Genomic DNA, 18088 nt, shown 5'->3' with positions numbered 1-18088 from the left:
GATGACACATTCAGCAGCGACACCCATGACCCATTCTCAGAGTGGCAAACGTATCGTGGTCACCGGCACCGGCATCGTCGGCCCGCTTGGCTGCGGGGTAGAGCGGGTCTGGCAACGGCTGCTCGATGGCCAGTCGGGTATCGACAAGCTGGCGGATGAGATTACTGCCGGCACCGGGGTCGCGGTTGGCGGTCAGGTGCCGAGCCTTGCGCAAGACCCCCTGGGCGGCTATCAGCCCGAGCAGGTGATCCCGGCCAAAGAACGCAAGAAGATGGACCGCTTTATCGAGTTCGCCCTGATCGCGGCCCATGAGGCACTGGAGCAGGCCGACTGGCACCCGGTCAGCGAAGCGCAGCAGCAACGCACCGCCACCATCATCGCCTCGGGCGTAGGCGGCTTCGGGGCCATGGCCGAGGCGGTGCGCACCACCGATGGCCGCGGGCCAAAACGGTTGTCACCGTTCACCGCGCCGTCGTTTCTCGCCAATATGGCCGCCGGGCATGTGTCTATCCGCCATGGTTTCAAAGGACCGCTGGGCGCGCCGGTCACCGCCTGTGCGGCGGGGGTGCAGGCCATCGGTGACGCGGCACGGCTGATCCGCAGCGGCGAAGCTGATATCGCGATATGTGGCGGCACCGAGGCGGCGATTGATCGGGTCACCCTCGGCTGCTTTGCTGCGGCGCGGGCGTTGTCTACCGCGCCTGCCGAAGATGCCCGGCGCGCATCACGGCCGTTCGACCAGGCGCGTGACGGTTTCGTCATGGCCGAGGGCTCGGGGTTGCTGGTCATCGAGTCGCTGGAACATGCCCTGGCCCGTGGTGCTACGCCCTTGGCCGAGCTGGTGGGTTACGGCACCAGCGCTGACGCCTGGCATCTGACCGCCGGCCCTGAAGATGGCAGCGGGGCGCGGCGCGCCATGCAGCAAGCGCTGCAACAGGCCGGGGTGAGCGTCGACGAGGTGCAGCACATCAATGCCCATGCGACCTCGACACCGGTCGGCGACAAGGGCGAACTGGCGGCGATTCGGGCGCTGTTCGGCACCGATTCCAAGGTGGCGATCAGTTCCACCAAGTCCGCCACCGGCCACTTGCTGGGCGCTGCCGGCGGTATCGAGGCGATCTTCACGGTGCTGGCGTTGCGTGACCAGATCGTCCCGCCGACCCTTAACCTCGACCACCCTGATGACGCCGCCACCGGCCTTGATGTGGTCGCCTGTCACGCCCGGCCGATGGCGTTGACCCATGCATTGTCAAATGGCTTTGGCTTTGGCGGGGTCAATGCCAGTGTGCTGTTTCGCCATTGGCAGGCTCAGTCATGAAAACGCAAAGCGAGGTTGCGGCGGTGCAGCAGGGGCCTGCGCTAAACGGTAAAGTCGTGGCCTTGCTGGCCGGCTTGTCGGCCATCAGCGTGCTGTCGACCAATATCATCCTCCCGGCCTTTGCGCAGATTGGCCAGGAGCTGGGCGTCTCTGCACGAGAGCTGGGCCTGACCTTGTCGAGCTTCTTCATCACCTTTGCGCTGGCGCAGTTGCTGGTCGGGCCACTGGCCGATCGGTTTGGCCGCCTGCCTCTGGTGCTCGGTGGTTTGGCGTTGTTTGTGGTCGGCACGCTGGTTGCCGGCCTGGCCGGCTCGTTTGACGTGCTGATTGCCGGGCGGGTGATTCAGGCCCTCGGAGCGTGCGCCGCCGCAGTGCTGGCACGAGCCATCGCCCGCGACCTGTTCGAGGGCGAGACCCTGGCTCGGGCGTTGTCGCTGACCATGATCGCCACCGCGACCGCTCCCGGTTTTTCGCCGTTGCTCGGCAGCCTGCTGAGCAACACGCTGGGCTGGCGGACGATCTTTATCATGGTCGGCATCGCCGCGCTGATCATCGCGCTCAGCTATGCACGCGGTCTTGGCGAAACACTGCCGGTGCAGCGCCGTGTGGCGTTGCCAGCGGCCCAGGTGCTGGGCGCCTACGGCGGGTTGCTTGGTAACCCTGCGTTTATCTTGCCGGCGGCCGCGATGAGCCTGTTGATGAGCGGCCTGTTCGCCAGCTTCGGCGCCTCCCCGGCAATTTTGATGGACGGCATGGGCTTGTCCTCGCTACAGACCGGGTTGTATTTCGCTGCCACGGTATTTGTCGTCTTCGCCGCCGGCCTGGCTGCGCCACGGCTGGCCGGGCGCTTTGGCAGCCGCACCGTTACCGCCTCGGGGCTGGCCACAGCGCTATTGGCCGGATGCCTGCTGTGGCTTGGCCCGAGGGATCCGGGGCTGGGCTGGTATTCACTGTCGATGGTGATCTTCCTGTGGGGCATGGGCCTGGCCAATCCATTGGGCACCGCGCTTACCCTGAGCCCGTTTGGCAAACAGGCCGGCCTGGCTTCTGCACTGTTGGGCTTTCTGACCATGACGGCGGCGGCCTTTACGACCTGGCTGGGGTCGGTGCTGGAATTTGCCCCGGTGGTTACTTTGGGGGCGATCCAGGCCATCGCTTGCCTGATCGCGCTGTTGTTGTTCGGGTTGAACAGGCGCTGTGTCGAGCCTTGACATCCTCCCCGCCCTAAAGAGCGGGGATTCCTACAGCTAGACGGCGATGCCCCGCCGCAAGAATGTTCCGGGCCGCGTTTACATCGCGGTCGTGGGCTGTACCGCAGCACACGCAAGTCCATTCTCTTATTCGCAAACCGGCTCTACCTTTCGGACTGCTGGTGGAAATGCTTCCACAGCACGAGCAGGTCTGGGTGGTATAGCGCTCGGCTACAACCTCAAAAACAACGCCTGCCCGTTGGCATTTCTGCTCCAGCATTGTCTTGAGTTGGCCCCATCCTGCATCAAGCGTGGATTTGGCCATTTGAGTCTTTACGAGTTTTGCGCTGGCTACATCGCCAACGAAAATGGCGGCGCAGCGCTCAACCAGGGCGGTTGAGAACTTGTGTTGCGCATCTTTGCGCCGGTTCCTGATCCTGGCATGGAGGGCGCGAACACGTGCCCTCTTGCCAGCACGCTGAGCGATGCCCAGCTTCTGCTCCAGGGTGCGATATTCACGCCCGACCAGCACTTGGCCCTCAGACGTTGTCGCCGCTGCTTTAAGGCCCAGGTCGATGCCAATGGTGGCAGTGCCGATACACGGCTTGCTCTGAACCTGCACGCAGATATTGAGATACCAGCGCCCCCTGGAATCTTCACTGAAGCTTCCGGCCCGCAGGGCGTACTGACTTAAACCGTAGCTGTCCCACAGGCCAAACCTGAACCCGGCGAACTGAATCTGACCGTTCTTGTATTGCAAGGCACGCGCCTTGAACGGAATCCAGCCCAGGCTGTATTTGGGGCTGCTCCTGCTGGACACCCGCCAATTGAGCCTGGAACGCTTGAACTGCTTACGGGACTTGGCGTAGTCCTCGCAAACCTGCTGCACGGTTGGCGAGCCGGTCTGCACGCCGTCGCATTTGCTTAATCCATTGGTCAGCTTTTGCAGGTCAAAACCGGAGAGCCACTGGTGGCGTTCCCGGATGGCGCGATGACTCGTTTCATTGCAGTAGTTCCACACCAGATTGACCTCGCGCGCCATCGCAAGCAGCGTTTTCGCGTGCTTGTCTTTGATTCGGAGCTTGAGGGTCCTGGTGTGGTTCATGGCATGAATTATGGTTTGGTCTTTCAAGCTATGGGTGGCGTTGTCGAATCGGGTGGCTTCACTCAAGAGGGTATCATCCAGACGGCTGCGTGAGCAGTTCGGGGATTTCCACCCCTGGCTCAAGTGAAGGGGTGTCCTCTGGTCGCCATCCTACCTCGCCTCTAGCTGCGGCGGTGCGCCGATTGAAATCCTGCGCCAATACATCGAAGAACAGCAGACTCCCAACCAGGACGCCTGCGGCGTCCTTCGTGCGGGGCAGCACCGTGCATTTTTACGAGTGGCTGCATAGCCAGCCGGGGCGGCGTCTGCCCAGCGGCCCGGCGGTATGGATCTGCGGGGATTGCCATGCCGGTAATCTGGGGCCGACTGGTGATCTGAAGGGTGGCATCGATGTGCATATCCGCGACCTGGACCAGGCCGTGGTCGGCAACCCTGTGCATGACCTGGTGCGTCTGGCACTGTCGCTTGCCACCGCCGCACGTGGCTCCGACCTGCCGGGGGTGACCACCGCGCGGATGCTCGAAGAAATGGTCCGTGGCTACGAACTGGCCTTTGAAACCAGCCTGGAGCGCGAGCCGCCACGCCCGGCGCAGGTCAAGGCCGGTATGCGCAGCGCCGTGCAGCGTACCTGGAAGCATCTGGCCAAAGAGCGCATCGAGGGCGCGCGCTTGACCCTGCCATTAGGCAAGCATTTCTGGAAACTCAGCAAAGCCGAGCGTCAAGCCATTGAGCTGCTGTGCGTGACCCCTGAAATCCACGCCTTGGTCACCTCACTTAAAGGCCGCAGCCATGCCAGTGAAGTTGAACTGCTCGACTGCGCCTATTGGGTCAAGGGTTGCAGCTCGTTGGGGCTGCGCCGTTATGCGGTGCTGCTGAGTGTGGACGACGGTGATGGCGTGGATTATTGCCTGCTGGACATCAAGCAAGCCGTAGCGGCCGCTGCGCCGCGTGCCGCCCGGGTCGGGATGCCGCGTGATAACGGCAAACGGGTGGTCGAGGGTGCCCGGCAGTTATCACCGGGGCTGGGTAACCGGATGTTGGCGGTGCGGTTGCTGGAGCATTCGTTTTTCATCCGTGAACTGCTGCCCCAAGACCTCAAACTGGAACTGGATCAACTTGATTCGCGCCAGGCCATGGAGGCGGCCGGTTACCTGGCGCGGGTGGTCGGCCAGGCGCATGCCCGGCAGATGGACCTCGCCACCCGGCTGGAGTGGATGGACGTGCTGCAAAGCAACCGTACCCGCAGCCTGGATGCGCCGTCATGGTTATGGAGCAGCGTGGTGCAACTGGTCGGCACGCATGAAATGGGCTATCTGGCGCATTGTCGGCGTTATGCTTTGGAGCATGACTAAGGCGCTCAAGCCGCGTTCGCCTCATGCTGCGCCGCCGCAGCGGATCTGGAGCGCCAGGCCAGAACCAGCACCATCAGCAGCCCCAGCGCGGCCATCACCGCACCGGCCAGGGAAATCGCCGGATAACCCAGTCCGGCATTGATCACTGCACCCCCCAACGCGGCGCCGATGGCATTGCCGAGGTTGAACGCGCCGATGTTTACGGCCGAGGCAAGGTTCGGCGCGTCTTTGGCAGCTTCCATCACGCGCATCTGCAACGGTGGCACCAGCGCAAAGCTGGCGGCGCCCCAGATCAGAATGGCGACCGCCGCCGGCAGCGGCCAGCGCATCAACACGGTGAAGGCCAGCAAGATGGCGATCAGAACACTCAGTGACACGATCAGCGTGCGGTCTACTGAGCGGTCAGCAGCCTTGCCGCCCCAGATATTGCCCAGCGTCAGACCCACCCCGAACAGCACCAGCATGGCCGTGATAAAGGCGGTCGAGGCCTGGGTTTCGCTGTGCAGGATCGGCGCGATGTAGGTGAACACGGTGAACATCGCCCCCGAACCGATGACGGTCAGGGCCAGTGCGGCCAGCACCGGCGCGCGGCCCAGCACGCGGATCTCGGCCAGCACGCCGTCACTTTTGGCCAGCGGCAGATCCGGCAGGGCGAACCACAGCGCCGCCATCGCCAGCACACCGAGGCCGGCAATGCCCCAGAACGCGGTGCGCCAGCCGAGCAATTCACCAAACCAACTGGCCAGCGGCACGCCCCCAATGGTCGCCAGGGTCAGGCCCATGAACATCGCAGCAACCGCCCCGGCACGTTTGTCTGGCGGCACCACACTGGCCGCGACAATCGAGCCAACGCCGAAGAACGCGCCGTGGTTCAGGGAGGTCACCACCCGGGCGATGAGCAGGCTCTGGTAGTCGCTGGCCAGCGCCGACATCAGGTTGCCCAAGGTGAAGATCGCCATCAGGCCGATCAACAGGTAGCGACGCGGGATCCTGCCGGTGGTCAGGGTCATCAGCGGCGCGCCGATCAGCACGCCGAGCGCGTAGGCACTGACCAGCAGGCCGGCGGCCGGAATCGACACACCCAGGTCGGTCGCGATGTCAGGCAACATGCCCATCGGGGCGAACTCGGTGACGCCGATGCCAAAGGCACCCATGGCGAGGGCGATAAGAGGGGGATTGATACGCATGAGAAGGCTCCTGGATCTGTGCGCTAAATGCTACGATCCACCTTTAAAGTGCGCTAGAGCGCTTTGAGTTCAAACACCTTTGCGTGAGGGGCACAAATGGACGTCAATGGCCGGTCCGGTGAAATGCAGGTGTTTGCCACCGTGGCACAAGAAGGCAGCCTGTCGGCAGCCGCACGCACCCTGGGGCTGACGCCCTCAGCGGTGAGCCGCATTATTGCCCGTACCGAGCAGCGCATCGGCACCCGCTTGCTGTTGCGCACCACCCGGGCGATGACCCTGACCTGCGAAGGCGAAGCCTACCTGCGCGGTGCCCGGCGGATTCTGGCCGACATGTCCGAGGTCGAAGAAGCGATCGCCGCCCAGGGCGTACCGAAGGGCCGCTTGCGGGTCAGCGCCGCCCTGGGGCACGGCCGGTTGGCCATCGTGCCGCTGGTAGCAGCGTTCAGTGCGCGCTATCCACAGATCGTCGTCGACCTGACCCTGGGCGATGAAGTGGTCGATATCCTCGCCGGTGAGGCGGATGTGGCGATACGTTTCGGCAACTTGCCCGACAGCCCGCTGACCGCTCGAAGAATTGGCGAAACCGGTCAGGTAGTGGTCGCATCCCCCGATTACCTGCAACGCCACGGCACCCCGACAGCACCGGAAGATTTACTGCAACACAACTGCCTGCGCTTCAACTTTCGCCGGGCCGAACCCGATTGGCCATTTGTGCGTGACGGGCAGCCGTTTGCCCTGAAGATCACCGGCAATATTGAATGCAGCAGTGGTGAGGCGCTGGCGCAACTGGCCAGAGTCGGTGCCGGCATTGCCCGGATCGGCACCTTCAGCGTGGCTGAAGACCTCAAGCGCGGTGAACTGGTGCCATTGCTCGATGCCTACAACCCCGGCGACGTCGAGCCGATTCATGCCGTGTTCGTCGGCGGTCAGGCGATGCCGGCGCGGGTTCGGGTATTTGTCGACTTTTTGCTGGAGCAGCATCAGTTGGATGCTTGATCAGGGCAGGGCCTTCAGTCTGGCGCAGACACCGGCGTCAGCACATCGGCTTGAGCCTCAGCCGCCAGTTTCAAGCGATCAGCCTTGCTGACGTAAGTGCATTTCTTTTTCGGTGCCAGCTTGGCACTGGCCTTTTTGGCATGGGCCTTCAACAGCTGCTTGATCTTTTTCTGGCGATTCATGGTTGCTACTCGGCGTGGGCAGGCCGGCATGATATCAGGTGCGCGGCAGGGCAAAATCCGCAGGTGCAAAACTCTCGCCGGTGTCCATGCGCACATTGCGCAGGCTCGCGGTCTGCGCGTACGCGTCGCGCAGCTGTTCTACCGCATAGCCAATCAACAGCGTCCGCCGCCGGGCACCGTTGTGGTTCAGGCTGCCCGCGTGGACCAGGTCGACATCGAACACCAGCATGTCCCCCGCCGAGCCGCTCAACTGTATGGCGCCTGACTCATCGGTGAAATCGAACGGCGGCGCCTGCGGTACGGGTCGATGGCTGGCAGGCACAATACGCGTGGCGCCGTTGTCCGGGCCATAGTCATCCAGATAGGCCAGCACGCTCACTGTATCCCCCGGCCGCTGCGCTGAAAGGTCGCGGTGCAAGCGCTGATGACCGCCCCCGGCAACCGGCTCGCGACCCTCGACCTGAGTCAGAAAGAACCGTTCGCCAAGCAACTCGCCCACCACCGCCAGCAACTGTGGCAACCGGCAAAGCGCCTGGACTTGCGCATCGTCATCGAGCATCGAATGCCGCCAGTCAGCGCCGCGTGGCACAGGCCACTGGTCTGAAGGGCGCAAGCCACTGTCGAAGGTGTGACGCAACTGCGCCAGCCATTGGTCGGGGATGGCCTGGCGCAGCAGGGCATAGCCGTTGTGGTGAAGCTGGGTGCGGTAGGGCATGGCTTTCCTTATAGCGCTTTTGCGTCCTGCGGACCGGTTGGCTCATGGTAGTGCTCAGACAGATAAACGGCGACCTCAACGTGCTGGCGGTGCTGCATTACCAAGCGTGGCGCGGCAGGGCGCGCAGGCTAGCGCGCGCTGTCGATGATCTGCCCGCCATCGGGCGTCAGGCTGTAGCCGGTGAGGTACTGGGCATCCTTGCTGGCCAGAAACAGCACCACCGGTGCGATGTCGTGTTCCGGTGAACCATAACGGCCCAGTACATTGCTGGGTGGTGGTACCACGGCATCGCCCCAGGTTTCAGCCACTGGCAGCACGTTGTTGACGGTAATCGCGTCGGCCCCCCACTCACGCGCCGCCGAGCGGGTCAGGGCGCGCACCGCTTCCTTGGCCATGTTGTACGGCGCATAGCCTGGCAGGCCGACCACCCCGGCCAGTGAGGCAAAGTTGATGACCCGACCTGCGCCACTGGCTTTGAGCCAGGGATAGCAAGCCTGCATGGTGCGCAGGTAAGCCACCGGTCCCAGCTCGAAATTGCGTTGCAGTTGCTCCGCTGACAGCTCAAGCACCGAAGCAGACACCTGCGCCGGGTCGAAAGCGTTGTTGACCAGAATATCAATCTGCCCGTAGATACTGACCACTTGCGCGATCGCTGCAGTGATCTGTTCTGGCTCCGCCAGGTCGCACACCACGCCGTGCGCCTTGCCGCCTGCGGCCTGAATCTGCGCGACCACCTGCTGCACATTTTCCGCTGTGCGTGATAGCACCGCGACGCGGGCACCTTCGGCGGCAAACAACAGGGCTGTGGCCCGACCAATACCGCGACCGGCACCGGTAACAATCGCTACTTTTCCGTCAAGACGTGACATGGCAAGTTCTCCGTTCAGTGTGAAGGCTGGGAATAGGCCGCTGTGGCCGGCAGGTAAGGCGAGGGGATTTCGCGTGCGCTGTTCTGGGTGGTAAAGGAAACCGCCAGCAGTACCAGGCCGATCAACGCCGGCAGCGCACCCCGAGGATTGCGCACGCCGAAGTAAGCCTGCGCCGATAACAGCAGGTGGTAGAGCACCCCGGCATACGCCAGATCACTCAGCGCCACACTGACGCGCGACAGAATCGCAATCACCGCCAGCAACTTCACGGCGGTGAGAACGTTCATCAGATGGTCCGGGTAGCCCAGGTCCACCAGCCCCTGGCGCGCCCAGTCGCGGCGCACGACATACAGAGTGGCCGAAAGCAGATACAGCAGTGCCAGCAACAACGTACTGAGCCAATACAGAGACAGTTCAAACATGGTGTTCCTCGCGGTATTCAACAGAGTCTTTAACCAACAATGTCGGCTAAGATGAATATCCACAAGTAGGATGAAATAGTGATGCCTAGTATGGAAAACCAGACTATTGAAGCCCCGGCCATCAACATGCATGAGGAAATGCGCCGCGCCTTTGCGCTGCTTTCCGGCAAGTGGAAACTGGAAATCATGTGGCTGTTGAACGAGCGCATTTATCGTTTTGGCGAACTGCGCAAGGCCATTGGCGGCATCACCCAGCACATGCTGACTGCGCAACTTCGCGAGCTGGAAAACGACGGATTGATCACCCGCACGGTGTATGCCGAAGTCCCGCCACGGGTGGAGTACGCGATGACCGACAAAGCGCGGGCATTGGGGCCGACCATGGAGGCTTTGACCGTCTGGTGGCAGACCTACGGCAATAGTGTGCCGGCCAAGGCCAGCCCGCGGGGGCGTAAGCCGGGTAGAGCCTAGAAGCGCCAGCCCCGGCGATGGTTTGTCCTCACTTGGCCCTGGCTTGCAACGCCTTGACCACGGCCTCACCCAGCGCCGTCGCCGAAGCCGGATTCTGGCCGGTAATCAATCGCCCATCGACCACCACCCGGTTTTCAAACAGTGGTGCTTTGCTCACCCGGCAGCGACGGGCTGTTCCTGTACTTCTCGAAAACGGCCAGAAACCAGCCCAAGCTGCGCGCGTTTATCGATCTGTGTAGCCGTAGTTTCAAGGTCTGATTGAAGGGCTGGCGAGCCCTAGCCTTGGACCCAGCGCAGCACACGCCGCCACAGGCTCAGGGGTCTGCGCTCAGGCATCTCCACCAGCACCCCCGGCATGTCCTTCCAGCGCACCCAGCTTTCATTGCGCCAGTGCAGCAACTGCAACGAGTTGCCCAGCCAGTCCAGGCTGTTCACGCTCGGCAACTCGATGAACCGGTCATGACGCCGGTGCAGTTCCGGTAGCACTTCGTGGGTCAGCCAACGGCGCAGGGTGCGGTTTTCCGGCACGTAGTGGTGGACCAGCAGGGCGAAGACGCCGGACTCGCTGACCAGCGTGCAGCGTTCGAAGTCGCCGAAGGTTTCCAGCCAGGCCGTGCGGCGCTGGTCGGGGTCGAGTTTTAGCGTGGAGCGTTCGTCGAGGCGCCGGCCCATCAGGCGGGCAAGATCGCTCAGGCAGAACCACGCCTGACCGTCGCTCAGGGTGGTGCGCAACTGGCGGTGGTGGCGGATGAAGGGAATGGCTTCGAAGTGTTCGGTACAGGGATTGTTTGGGTTAATAGCAGTCATAAGCGTTTCCTCGGGGAGTGAAACTGCCACGGACCGTCGCCAAACGATAAGGGTGGCAGTTGTACGCGGGTTGGCGAACCAGGTCACACCCCAACCCCGGCAGACCAGAAGGTCTCCCACGTACAACAGCCATAACGGACTAACGGGCAGGATGATACCTGCAACGTTATGGGGAAGTCGCTGGGGGTTAGAAATTCAGGTCGCCAAACCCGACTCACTGATTTTGCAGTGAGCGCTGCGCAGATTAGCCGGGCTGGAAACAGTGCAACAGGTGATGGCCACCGACGCTGCCTACGAGTATGTAGCCCGTTTCTCAATCAACGTTCAGCAGTACGCTGGTCAGGATGTCAGTCTTTCTTCTCATGCTTGTACTCGTTCAGCCATTTCAAGGAGAGATACAAATGTTCAAGGAATTTTTCATTCGTCTGGGCGAGCAGGAAATGTGCACTGGAATCGTGATCGAGGCTGATGATCAGGTGCATTGGTCTAGTGGCTCTGGACACCTCAGTAGCTGAAATCACTATTCAAGAGGAGTCCCCATGAGCAAAACGAGCAGAGCTTTCGATGCCGGCTTCAAGCTGGAAGTAGCCAGGATGGTCAAAGATCAAGGCATGAGTGTCAGTCAGGTTTGTCGTGAACGGAAGGTGGGTGCAACCGCCGTGCGGCGCTGGGTCCAGCAATACGGAACTGAGCATTCAGGCAGTGCCGGGACGGCTAAGTCGCTCACCACCGAACGCAAACGCATCCGCGAGCTTGAACAGCAAGTACGCGAGCTGAAAATGGATAACGACATCCTGAAGAAGGCTACGGCGTTCTTTGCTCGAGAATTGAAATGATCAATCAAAAGACGCCACTCTTTGCCTCGCCCAACGTATGAAAAAACTAATCGCCATCGCCACAATACTCATCGGCGCCCACCTGTTTATCGGCTACTACAACACCCTCTGGGCCGAAGATAACCATCGGGTATTTTTCATCAAGCACCGACCTACCTGGCAAACCGAGTTCATCAACCTGTACGCCAGTGATGCGGATGATAAGCCGCTGGATAAGCTGAGCGCCCTCGAACGCAATGTGATCAGGGATTACTGCTTTTATCGGTTGGGCATCGAAACCTGGCTGGAGGACCAAGCACAGTTGGACGCCTGCAAGCAGCGTTAGTCTCGATACTGTTTGGTTAGACGCCGCCAGGCTCTGGGGGAACGAGCGGGCGGCGATCTGTCTCGTTCGTGAAGAGGTCTATAAAGTCACCGCCCCTTTTAAACCAACAACGCCGTCAACGCCCCGACCAACGCCGGCGGCATCACCAGCACGCCCAGCTTCAGAAACCCCCACGCCCCGACATGCTCGCCCTCGCGGCGAATCGCTGCCAGCCATAACAAGGTCGCCAGTGACCCGGTGATCGACAGGTTCGGCCCCAGGTCGATGCCGATCAACAGCGCCGCGGTCGTGCTGCCGGGCAGTTCGGCCATCTGGCCCATGGAGCCTGCGATCAAGCCGGCCGGCAGGTTGTTCATCAGATTGCCGGCCAGTGCCGCAGCGATGCCGGCAGCCCAGCCGGCCTGGGCTTCGGAGTGTTGCGCCAGTGCCGCGAGGCCGTGGGCCAGACGTTGAGTCAGGCCGGTGTGTGCCACCGCTTCGACCAGCATGAACAGCCCGGCCACCAGCGGCAGCACGCCCCAGGCCACGCCCTTGAGCACCGGCAGCGGGCTGCGCCGCTGACGCAGGTGGATCAGCCCGGCGGTGGCCAGACCCGCGCAAAAGGTCGGCAGGCCCAGTGGCCGGTCCAGCGCCGAGGCACTGAGCAGCACGATGCCGGTCAGGACCAGGCCGAACGCACACAGGCGCGCGCCGCCAGGCAGCGGCTGCAGGTCGATGCAGGTGGCCAGCGGCTGGCGAATCTGTTTGCGTTGGGCCAGGCGCAGCATCAGGTAAGTCAGGCCAATGGCGGCCAGTGACGGCAAGCTGAATTGCCGAAGCCAGTCGAGCAGTGGCGGCATCTGGCTGCCAAACACTACCAGGTTGGCCGGGTTGGAAATCGGCAGTATGAAGCTGGCCGCGTTGGCGATAAACGCGCAAATGAACAGATAAGGCAGCGGCTCGGCCTTGGCGGCGCGGCAGGCGGCGTACACCGCCGGGGTCAGGACCACGGCGGTGGCATCGTTGGACAGAAACACCGTAACCAGCGTGCCAACCAGAAACACGAGGTTGAACAGCCGCTGGCCAGAGCCTTTGGCGTGCTGTACCGCATACATCGCCAGCCAGTCGAACAGCCCCTGCTGGCGGGCCAGTTCCGCCAGGACCATCATGCCGATCAGAAACAGATACACATCGCCGCCTTCGGCCACGGCTTTGAGCGCGGCAGGCAGCGGCAGCCAGCCGAGCAGAATCAACAGCACCGCGCCGCCGAGCGCCCAGACAAATTCCGGCACCCGCCAGGGGCGCAGGATCACTGCGGCGGTTGCGAGGGCGGCAACGGTCCAGATCCCCGTCGTCGGGTCTAATGCAGGCATGGCAGGTACTCAGAGGGTGGCGGCAGGCTGGGCCGCGGCGCTGTTGGAAGTGCGCGTGGAGGTTTCCGGCACGGTCAGCCACAGCAGCACAAAGGCTACCCCGGCAATCGCCGCCAGGGTCAGGAACGCGGCATTGTAGCCTGCCGCCTGGACCACCAGGCCGGCCAGGCCAGGGCTGAGTGCCGCGCCCAGGCCGAATGCCGCTGACAAGGCGCCCAGGCTGACGTTGAAACGCCCGGTGCCTTGGGTCAGGTCTTTGACCACCACCGGAAACAACGCGCCAAACAGCCCGGCACCGATGCCATCGAGCAACTGCACCGCCAGCAGCCAGAATGGTTCATCAGAGACCACGTACAGCGCACCGCGCAGCGGCAGAATCAAAAAACCGGCCATCAGCAGTGGCTTGCGCCCCCACTGGTCGGCACGGGCACCGGCCAGCAGCGCCATGGGCACCATGACCAGTTGTGCGGCGACGATGCACGCTGAGGTCAGTGGGGTGGCCAGTTGCAGATTGACCTGCGCCAGCTTCTGGCTGACCAGTGGCAGCATCGCCGCATTGGCCAGGTGAAACAGTGCGCAACACACCGCGAACCACAGCAGCGGCCGGTTGCTGAGCAAGATCCGCAGCCCGGACGGCTGGCCGTGACTGCCCGCCGACTCCGGGGTGAAGCCCCGCGCGAGATCATGGTCAATGGCCTTGGCCGATACCAGGCTGACCGCGACAATGCTGCCCAGCGTCATCACCGCCATCAGGTAAAACACCGCCACCGGGCCGAACAGCCAGGCAAAGCCGCCGGCCAGCAGCGCGGCACAGGCATTACCGGCATGGTTGAAGGTCTCGTTGCGCCCGGTACGGCGGGTAAAGGCCCGCGGGCCGGTGATGCCCAAGGTGATCGCCGCGATGGCCGGGGCGAACACCGAGCCGGCGATGGCGCTGACAGCCTGGGTCAGCGCCACCAGGCCGAACGATGTCAGCCACGGCAGCAGCAGGCAACTGCCGGTCACCAGCAGCGCGGCAAGCACCACCACGGCACGCTTGGCCGTGGTGCGGTCGATCAACGCGCCCGCCGGTGCCTGGGTCAGCAGCGCTGCCACTGCGGCAACGGTCATCACCAGACCGATACTGGCTGGCTCCCAGTTGTGCACGGCCAGCAGGTAAATCGCCAGATACGGCCCCAATCCGTCGCGCACGTCGGCGAGAAAGAAGTTCAGCCCATCCAGCGACAGCTCATTGCGACGGTTCTTGGTCTGGTCGTTCAAGTGGATGATCTCGGCAGGTCAGCGGAGCAGTGAAACATCTTGATACGCTGACTGTGGCCAATGGCTTTAGTTCGTGAAGCGAGGGCTTCATGCCTTGATCATCGACTCACCTCACGGTTGGCTGATCAGTTCACGCTGATAGATTTGCAGCAACGCTGCATGTCTTTCATGAAGTGCTGCGAACGTGCTGGCCACCGCTGCGATATAAGCCTTTTCGATCTCCTTGTGCACGTCGGCGACAAAGTCTGACAGATCCAGTACATCCATGTAGCGTCGCGGATCAATAGCGTCGTTCAACAGCGCGCTACGCACCTCATACTCATCCAGGTTTCCGTCGGCATCCCGAGCCATGGAAACAGCCCGTTCCGCATAGTCCGGATTTTCCATGACCTGATGAGTTAGCCGATGTTGATGACGATTGACGAACTCACCTCGCTCCGTGGCGTGATGGCGCTCGATAACGGTTTTGAGCATATCGACGAACTCATCCAGCGGTTCGCCTTCGACCACTGGCATTTCCCGAGAGTAGACCGCTCTTAACACATCCAGTAGCGACGCTTTGTCCGGTACGGTGCCCTCGCTGACAGCTTCCAGCAAACTTGATACTTCGAACACATAGTTAGTGAACGCTTCATTCAATGGAAAATCGTCACCGTCGGCGTAGAGGATATCGAATAACTCATTCAGATGAATTTTTGTGACAGCTGCTGCGCCGTAGATCTTTGCTGCTGCCGTTACCAGATAATGGTTTTTTTCAAGCGTCGGTTCGTAATCGATATGAGAGGGGTGTTCGATATTCTGGCCTAGAAGTACACCCAAGTTTCGGGTGAAGTCGATCTTGCGTCGATGACCCTCAAGTGCGAAGCCGGCTATTAAATGGGTCGCGACGGCAGTAGCGTCACTGTTTCTGGAAAGCCTCAGGTGCAGGCTCGGGTCACAGAGTATTTCCTCAAAAAGTGCTTTGGCGCAGGACAAAGACTCATCTTTAAACTGGATCTGTACCTCATGGTGACGGGTGCCAGAGCTTGAGCCGGACTCAAGATAGGGCATCGAGGTGCCTGAGATATTCTGTGAACCCAGTACCGTGTCAGTGTCGTGACTGAGCATCTTCACATGGCAGGCAGCATGAACGTAAAGTTCGACATGAGCGGGCAGAAATTTAATGAGCAACCTGAGTTGTTCTTCAAACGTATCTCGCTGGAGTTTGTGGCCTAGGCCACCAATGCCGATGATGACCTTGGGTCGCCAGGATTTCTTGAAAAAATGCTGATTGAGAAAATAGCCGGTGTTGCGCAACTTTTCATAGTGGGCATAAGTAACGATGTGGGTATTTTCCAGTCGCGCCTGTTGATGCGTCCTGCCAAAGGCGTTGTCAGCGTAGTGCTTATGGTAGATATCGGCATCTACCGAGGCCAGCTTCTTCATGGCTCATCCTTGTTGATCGTCTACAGGGCGGGATACGCGGAGGTTAATTTAAGGTACCACTGTGTGATGACAGGCGGACAGCCGTAGTTTGGCGAACTCATACCAGCATGCAGCGCATGCGACTTTATTGATGAGCATGGACTTCCATGCCATTGCTTGCAGCGGTGTCTCTGTCGGATCTCATTTTATCCACTGGCGAGTCGCGCAATGAATGCCCCACGCCGGTATCGGAACAGGCGGCGTCCGTCAGCGCCGCATAATCGCCTCCGGCAACCCGTACACGTCGGTCCCGGACGTCGCGATGCGCGCTGAATGCAAGTGGCTTTTACGCCCGCAAGGATTTGGCACAAGGCTGCTGAACCCAATAACAAAAAAACCTGCAGCGTCCAGGAACCCACACAGGGGCGTCATCATTTATGGCACAAGAATACAACCCGGATACGCTGGCCCTCGGCGTAACCGATCCCTCGCAAACCGAAGAAGCCTTCCGTGACCGGCATCTGGAAGGCACCATCGACTGGATCGTGTTTGGCGTCACCAGTGTGCTGGCCATCGCGTTCATCGCCTGGGGCTTTATCAACCAGGCGAGTCTGGCGGCCAGTGCCTCCACGGCGCAATCGTGGGTCATCGTGCACTTCGGCTGGTTCTTCGTGCTGACCTCGACGCTGTTCGTGATTTTCGTGTTGTGGCTGGCGGCCAGCCGTTACGGCAAGGTGCCGCTGGGCCGCGATGGTGAAGCGCCGGAGTTTCGCACCGTGTCGTGGGTGGCGATGATGTTCAGCGCCGGCATGGGCATCGGCCTGATGTTCTTCGGGGTTGCCGAGCCGCTGTCGCACTACGTCAACCCGCCGCCGGGTTCGGCGGTGGCGCAGTCCAGCGAGGCGATGCAGGTGGCCATGGCGACCACGCTGTTCCACTGGACCCTGCACCCCTGGGCAATGTACGCGATCATCGGCCTGGTGATTGCCTACGGCACCTTTCGCCGTGGCCGCTCGCAGTTGATTTCCACTGCCTTCCGGCCATTGATCGGTCGCCATGCCAATGGCCCGCTGGGGCGGCTGATCGACATGATGGCGATCTTCGCCACGCTGTTCGGCTCGGCCGCGTCGCTGGGGCTGGGCGCCTTGCAGATCGCCGGTGGCCTTGAGTACAACGGCTGGATCGAGCATCCCGGCAAGCTGTTCTACGTATCAATCATCACCCTGTTGACCATCGCCTTCATCGCCTCGGCGGTGTCCGGTATCGGCAAGGGGATCCAGTGGCTGTCCAACACCAACATGGTGCTGGCGCTGGTCATGGCGCTGTTTGTGTTTATCGTCGGCCCGACCCTGCTGATGCTCAACCTGCTGCCGACCTCGCTGGGCATCTACATCAAGCTGCTGCCAGAAATGATGGCCCGCACCAGTGCCAGCGGCGGTCAGCAGATGGACAGCTGGCTGGCCGGCTGGACCGTGTTCTACTGGGCCTGGTGGATATCCTGGACACCCTTCGTAGGCATGTTCATTGCCCGCATCAGCCGTGGCCGGACCATTCGCCAGTTCGTCAGCGGGGTGTTGCTGGTGCCGAGCCTGGTCAGCCTGGTGTGGTTCACCATCTTCGGCGGTGCCGGTATCGATGCACTGCGCGACGGCTCCTTCACCCTGATCGAGGGCGCGGTCAATAGCAACACCGCGCTGTATCAGTTGCTCGACAGTTATCCGTGGGCCTCGGCCACCTCGGTGCTGGTGATGATTCTGGTGGCGATTTTCTTTGTCTCCGGCGCCGATGCTGCATCGCTGGTGATGGGCACGCTGTCAGAGCACGGCACCACCGAACCGTCGCGCAGAACCGTGATTTTCTGGGGCGCACTGACCGGTACGGTGGCGGCGATCATGCTGGCCATCGGTGACCCGCGTAATCCGGGCGAGGCACTGACCGGGTTGCAGAACCTGACCATCGTGGTGGCCTTGCCGTTCGTGATTGTCATGGTCCTGCTGTGTGTGGCGCTGTACCGCGACTTGCGCAAAGACCCGATGATGCTGCGCCACCTGCGCGGCAACGAGCTGATCGAAAAAGCCGTGCTGTACGGCGCGGTCAAGCACGGCGAAGAGTTCTACATCGTGGTCCAGGAGAAGAAGACCAGCACCCAGACGCAGCCTGAAAACAGTGAGAGCACCAGCGCCTGACCCGGCTTTTTCGCGAGCAAGCTTGCTCCCACAGTATTTCAAGGCAGGATCCGGGTGGGAGCGGCCGTATTTCAGATCAGGGTCGAGGTGGGAACGACCTGGGTCGTGAAG

At 61.7% G+C, this 18088-nt stretch carries 19 protein-coding genes and 1 pseudogene; 9 read left to right on the top strand and 11 right to left on the bottom strand.

Annotated features, from left to right (window positions below; translation table 11 throughout):
• Nucleotides 1-25 precede the first annotated feature (25 nt).
• Both fabF and NJC40_RS26915 read left to right on the top strand, forming a co-directional pair.
• On the top strand, nt 26-1318 hold the full coding sequence (fabF, locus tag NJC40_RS26920; protein ID WP_253141172.1) for a beta-ketoacyl-ACP synthase II: 1293 nt from the start codon (nt 26-28) through the stop codon (nt 1316-1318).
• Nucleotides 1315-2529, top strand: a complete 1215-nt coding sequence (locus NJC40_RS26915) for a multidrug effflux MFS transporter (RefSeq protein ID WP_253141173.1) — start codon at nt 1315-1317, stop codon at nt 2527-2529. Before fabF ends, NJC40_RS26915 begins: the two co-directional genes overlap by 4 nt.
• 13 nt (nt 2530-2542) lie before the next feature.
• Here the strand turns inward: NJC40_RS26915 and NJC40_RS26910 are convergent, their stop codons facing one another.
• Complete coding sequence (locus tag NJC40_RS26910; RefSeq protein WP_290447682.1) at nt 2543-3679, bottom strand: RNA-guided endonuclease InsQ/TnpB family protein; 1137 nt, start codon at nt 3677-3679, stop codon at nt 2543-2545.
• Here NJC40_RS26910 and NJC40_RS26905 point away from each other — a divergent pair.
• Both NJC40_RS26905 and NJC40_RS26900 read left to right on the top strand, forming a co-directional pair.
• Nucleotides 3648-3839, top strand: a pseudogene (locus NJC40_RS26905) (IS200/IS605 family transposase); the annotation flags it as partial. The gene NJC40_RS26910 and the pseudogene NJC40_RS26905 sit on opposite strands and share 32 nt — an antisense overlap.
• Nucleotides 3796-4965, top strand: coding sequence for a DUF2252 family protein (locus NJC40_RS26900; RefSeq protein WP_253141174.1), 1170 nt, complete (start codon nt 3796-3798; stop codon nt 4963-4965). The pseudogene NJC40_RS26905 and the gene NJC40_RS26900, both read left to right, overlap by 44 nt.
• Before the next feature lie 5 nt (nt 4966-4970).
• Here NJC40_RS26900 and NJC40_RS26895 read toward each other — a convergent pair whose 3' ends face one another.
• On the bottom strand, nt 4971-6152 hold the full coding sequence (locus NJC40_RS26895; RefSeq protein WP_253141175.1) for an MFS transporter: 1182 nt from the start codon (nt 6150-6152) through the stop codon (nt 4971-4973).
• A gap of 96 nt (nt 6153-6248) precedes the next feature.
• On the opposite strand from NJC40_RS26895, the gene NJC40_RS26890 reads away from it, so the two are divergent.
• Nucleotides 6249-7148 (top strand): LysR family transcriptional regulator, encoded by a 900-nt coding sequence (locus NJC40_RS26890; RefSeq protein ID WP_045481759.1) that lies wholly within the window; start codon nt 6249-6251, stop codon nt 7146-7148.
• Between the two features lie 14 nt (nt 7149-7162).
• Here NJC40_RS26890 and NJC40_RS26885 read toward each other — a convergent pair whose 3' ends face one another.
• The 4 genes from NJC40_RS26885 to NJC40_RS26870 all read right to left on the bottom strand — a co-directional run bounded on the left by NJC40_RS26885 (nt 7163) and on the right by NJC40_RS26870 (nt 9336).
• Nucleotides 7163-7330: a DUF2986 domain-containing protein gene (locus tag NJC40_RS26885; RefSeq protein WP_253141176.1), complete on the bottom strand. Its 168-nt coding sequence runs from the start codon at nt 7328-7330 to the stop codon at nt 7163-7165.
• 34 nt (nt 7331-7364) lie between these two features.
• Entirely contained in the window at nt 7365-8045 is a 681-nt protein-coding gene (locus NJC40_RS26880) for a phytanoyl-CoA dioxygenase family protein (protein WP_253141177.1), read from the bottom strand.
• Between the two features lie 128 nt (nt 8046-8173).
• Nucleotides 8174-8914: an SDR family NAD(P)-dependent oxidoreductase gene (locus NJC40_RS26875; RefSeq protein WP_253141178.1), complete on the bottom strand. Its 741-nt coding sequence runs from the start codon at nt 8912-8914 to the stop codon at nt 8174-8176.
• A 14-nt stretch (nt 8915-8928) separates the two neighbouring features.
• Complete coding sequence (locus NJC40_RS26870) at nt 8929-9336, bottom strand: DoxX family protein (RefSeq protein ID WP_045481749.1); 408 nt, start codon at nt 9334-9336, stop codon at nt 8929-8931.
• Nucleotides 9337-9417: 81 nt separating this feature from the next.
• Between NJC40_RS26870 and NJC40_RS26865 the strand changes: the two genes are divergently transcribed.
• Nucleotides 9418-9807 carry a winged helix-turn-helix transcriptional regulator gene (locus NJC40_RS26865; protein WP_084709812.1) on the top strand — a complete coding sequence of 130 codons (390 nt, stop codon included), beginning with the start codon at nt 9418-9420 and terminating at the stop codon, nt 9805-9807.
• 28 nt (nt 9808-9835) lie between these two features.
• Here NJC40_RS26865 and NJC40_RS26860 read toward each other — a convergent pair whose 3' ends face one another.
• Both NJC40_RS26860 and NJC40_RS26855 read right to left on the bottom strand, forming a co-directional pair.
• Nucleotides 9836-9964 (bottom strand): hypothetical protein, encoded by a 129-nt coding sequence (locus tag NJC40_RS26860; RefSeq protein ID WP_257106168.1) that lies wholly within the window; start codon nt 9962-9964, stop codon nt 9836-9838.
• A gap of 119 nt (nt 9965-10083) precedes the next feature.
• Complete coding sequence (locus tag NJC40_RS26855) at nt 10084-10614, bottom strand: BRO-N domain-containing protein (protein ID WP_253141179.1); 531 nt, start codon at nt 10612-10614, stop codon at nt 10084-10086.
• Nucleotides 10615-11153: 539 nt separating this feature from the next.
• Here NJC40_RS26855 and NJC40_RS26850 point away from each other — a divergent pair.
• Complete coding sequence (locus NJC40_RS26850) at nt 11154-11450, top strand: transposase (protein ID WP_253141180.1); 297 nt, start codon at nt 11154-11156, stop codon at nt 11448-11450.
• A gap of 37 nt (nt 11451-11487) precedes the next feature.
• Complete coding sequence (locus tag NJC40_RS26845; protein WP_253141181.1) at nt 11488-11775, top strand: hypothetical protein; 288 nt, start codon at nt 11488-11490, stop codon at nt 11773-11775.
• 98 nt (nt 11776-11873) lie between these two features.
• Here NJC40_RS26845 and NJC40_RS26840 read toward each other — a convergent pair whose 3' ends face one another.
• The 3 genes from NJC40_RS26840 to NJC40_RS26830 all read right to left on the bottom strand — a co-directional run bounded on the left by NJC40_RS26840 (nt 11874) and on the right by NJC40_RS26830 (nt 15812).
• The gene (locus NJC40_RS26840) at nt 11874-13127 is read right to left on the bottom strand and encodes an arsenic transporter (protein WP_253141182.1); all 1254 of its coding nucleotides are present in this window, start codon (nt 13125-13127) and stop codon (nt 11874-11876) included.
• A gap of 9 nt (nt 13128-13136) precedes the next feature.
• Nucleotides 13137-14387, bottom strand: coding sequence for an MFS transporter (locus tag NJC40_RS26835; RefSeq protein WP_045481736.1), 1251 nt, complete (start codon nt 14385-14387; stop codon nt 13137-13139).
• 111 nt (nt 14388-14498) lie between these two features.
• Complete coding sequence (locus NJC40_RS26830) at nt 14499-15812, bottom strand: hypothetical protein (protein WP_253141183.1); 1314 nt, start codon at nt 15810-15812, stop codon at nt 14499-14501.
• Nucleotides 15813-16228: 416 nt separating this feature from the next.
• Between NJC40_RS26830 and NJC40_RS26825 the strand changes: the two genes are divergently transcribed.
• Nucleotides 16229-17977 carry a BCCT family transporter gene (locus NJC40_RS26825; protein ID WP_045481731.1) on the top strand — a complete coding sequence of 583 codons (1749 nt, stop codon included), beginning with the start codon at nt 16229-16231 and terminating at the stop codon, nt 17975-17977.
• Nucleotides 17978-18088 lie beyond the last annotated feature (111 nt).

Origin of the sequence: Pseudomonas sp. 21LCFQ02, assembly GCF_024129895.2 — a bacterium.
Lineage (GTDB): Bacteria > Pseudomonadota > Gammaproteobacteria > Pseudomonadales > Pseudomonadaceae > Aquipseudomonas.
Note: the sequence above shows the minus strand (reverse complement) of the source record. Positions and strands in the feature narration are given on the sequence as shown.

Bases quoted from the DNA above. Each gene is read 5' to 3' on its own strand.
- NJC40_RS26830 (WP_253141183.1), bottom strand. From the start codon at position 15,812: ATGAAGAAGCTGGCCTCGGTAGATGCCGATATCTACCATAAGCACTAC.
- fabF (WP_253141172.1), top strand. From the start codon at position 26: ATGACCCATTCTCAGAGTGGCAAACGTATCGTGGTCACCGGCACCGGC.
- NJC40_RS26850 (WP_253141180.1), top strand. From the start codon at position 11,154: ATGAGCAAAACGAGCAGAGCTTTCGATGCCGGCTTCAAGCTGGAAGTA.
- NJC40_RS26855 (WP_253141179.1), bottom strand. From the start codon at position 10,614: ATGACTGCTATTAACCCAAACAATCCCTGTACCGAACACTTCGAAGCC.
- NJC40_RS26880 (WP_253141177.1), bottom strand. From the start codon at position 8,045: ATGCCCTACCGCACCCAGCTTCACCACAACGGCTATGCCCTGCTGCGC.
- NJC40_RS26840 (WP_253141182.1), bottom strand. From the start codon at position 13,127: ATGCCTGCATTAGACCCGACGACGGGGATCTGGACCGTTGCCGCCCTC.
- NJC40_RS26915 (WP_253141173.1), top strand. From the start codon at position 1,315: ATGAAAACGCAAAGCGAGGTTGCGGCGGTGCAGCAGGGGCCTGCGCTA.
- NJC40_RS26890 (WP_045481759.1), top strand. From the start codon at position 6,249: ATGGACGTCAATGGCCGGTCCGGTGAAATGCAGGTGTTTGCCACCGTG.
- NJC40_RS26845 (WP_253141181.1), top strand. From the start codon at position 11,488: ATGAAAAAACTAATCGCCATCGCCACAATACTCATCGGCGCCCACCTG.
- NJC40_RS26875 (WP_253141178.1), bottom strand. From the start codon at position 8,914: ATGTCACGTCTTGACGGAAAAGTAGCGATTGTTACCGGTGCCGGTCGC.
- NJC40_RS26865 (WP_084709812.1), top strand. From the start codon at position 9,418: ATGCCTAGTATGGAAAACCAGACTATTGAAGCCCCGGCCATCAACATG.
- NJC40_RS26825 (WP_045481731.1), top strand. From the start codon at position 16,229: ATGGCACAAGAATACAACCCGGATACGCTGGCCCTCGGCGTAACCGAT.
- NJC40_RS26870 (WP_045481749.1), bottom strand. From the start codon at position 9,336: ATGTTTGAACTGTCTCTGTATTGGCTCAGTACGTTGTTGCTGGCACTG.
- NJC40_RS26885 (WP_253141176.1), bottom strand. From the start codon at position 7,330: ATGAATCGCCAGAAAAAGATCAAGCAGCTGTTGAAGGCCCATGCCAAA.
- NJC40_RS26895 (WP_253141175.1), bottom strand. From the start codon at position 6,152: ATGCGTATCAATCCCCCTCTTATCGCCCTCGCCATGGGTGCCTTTGGC.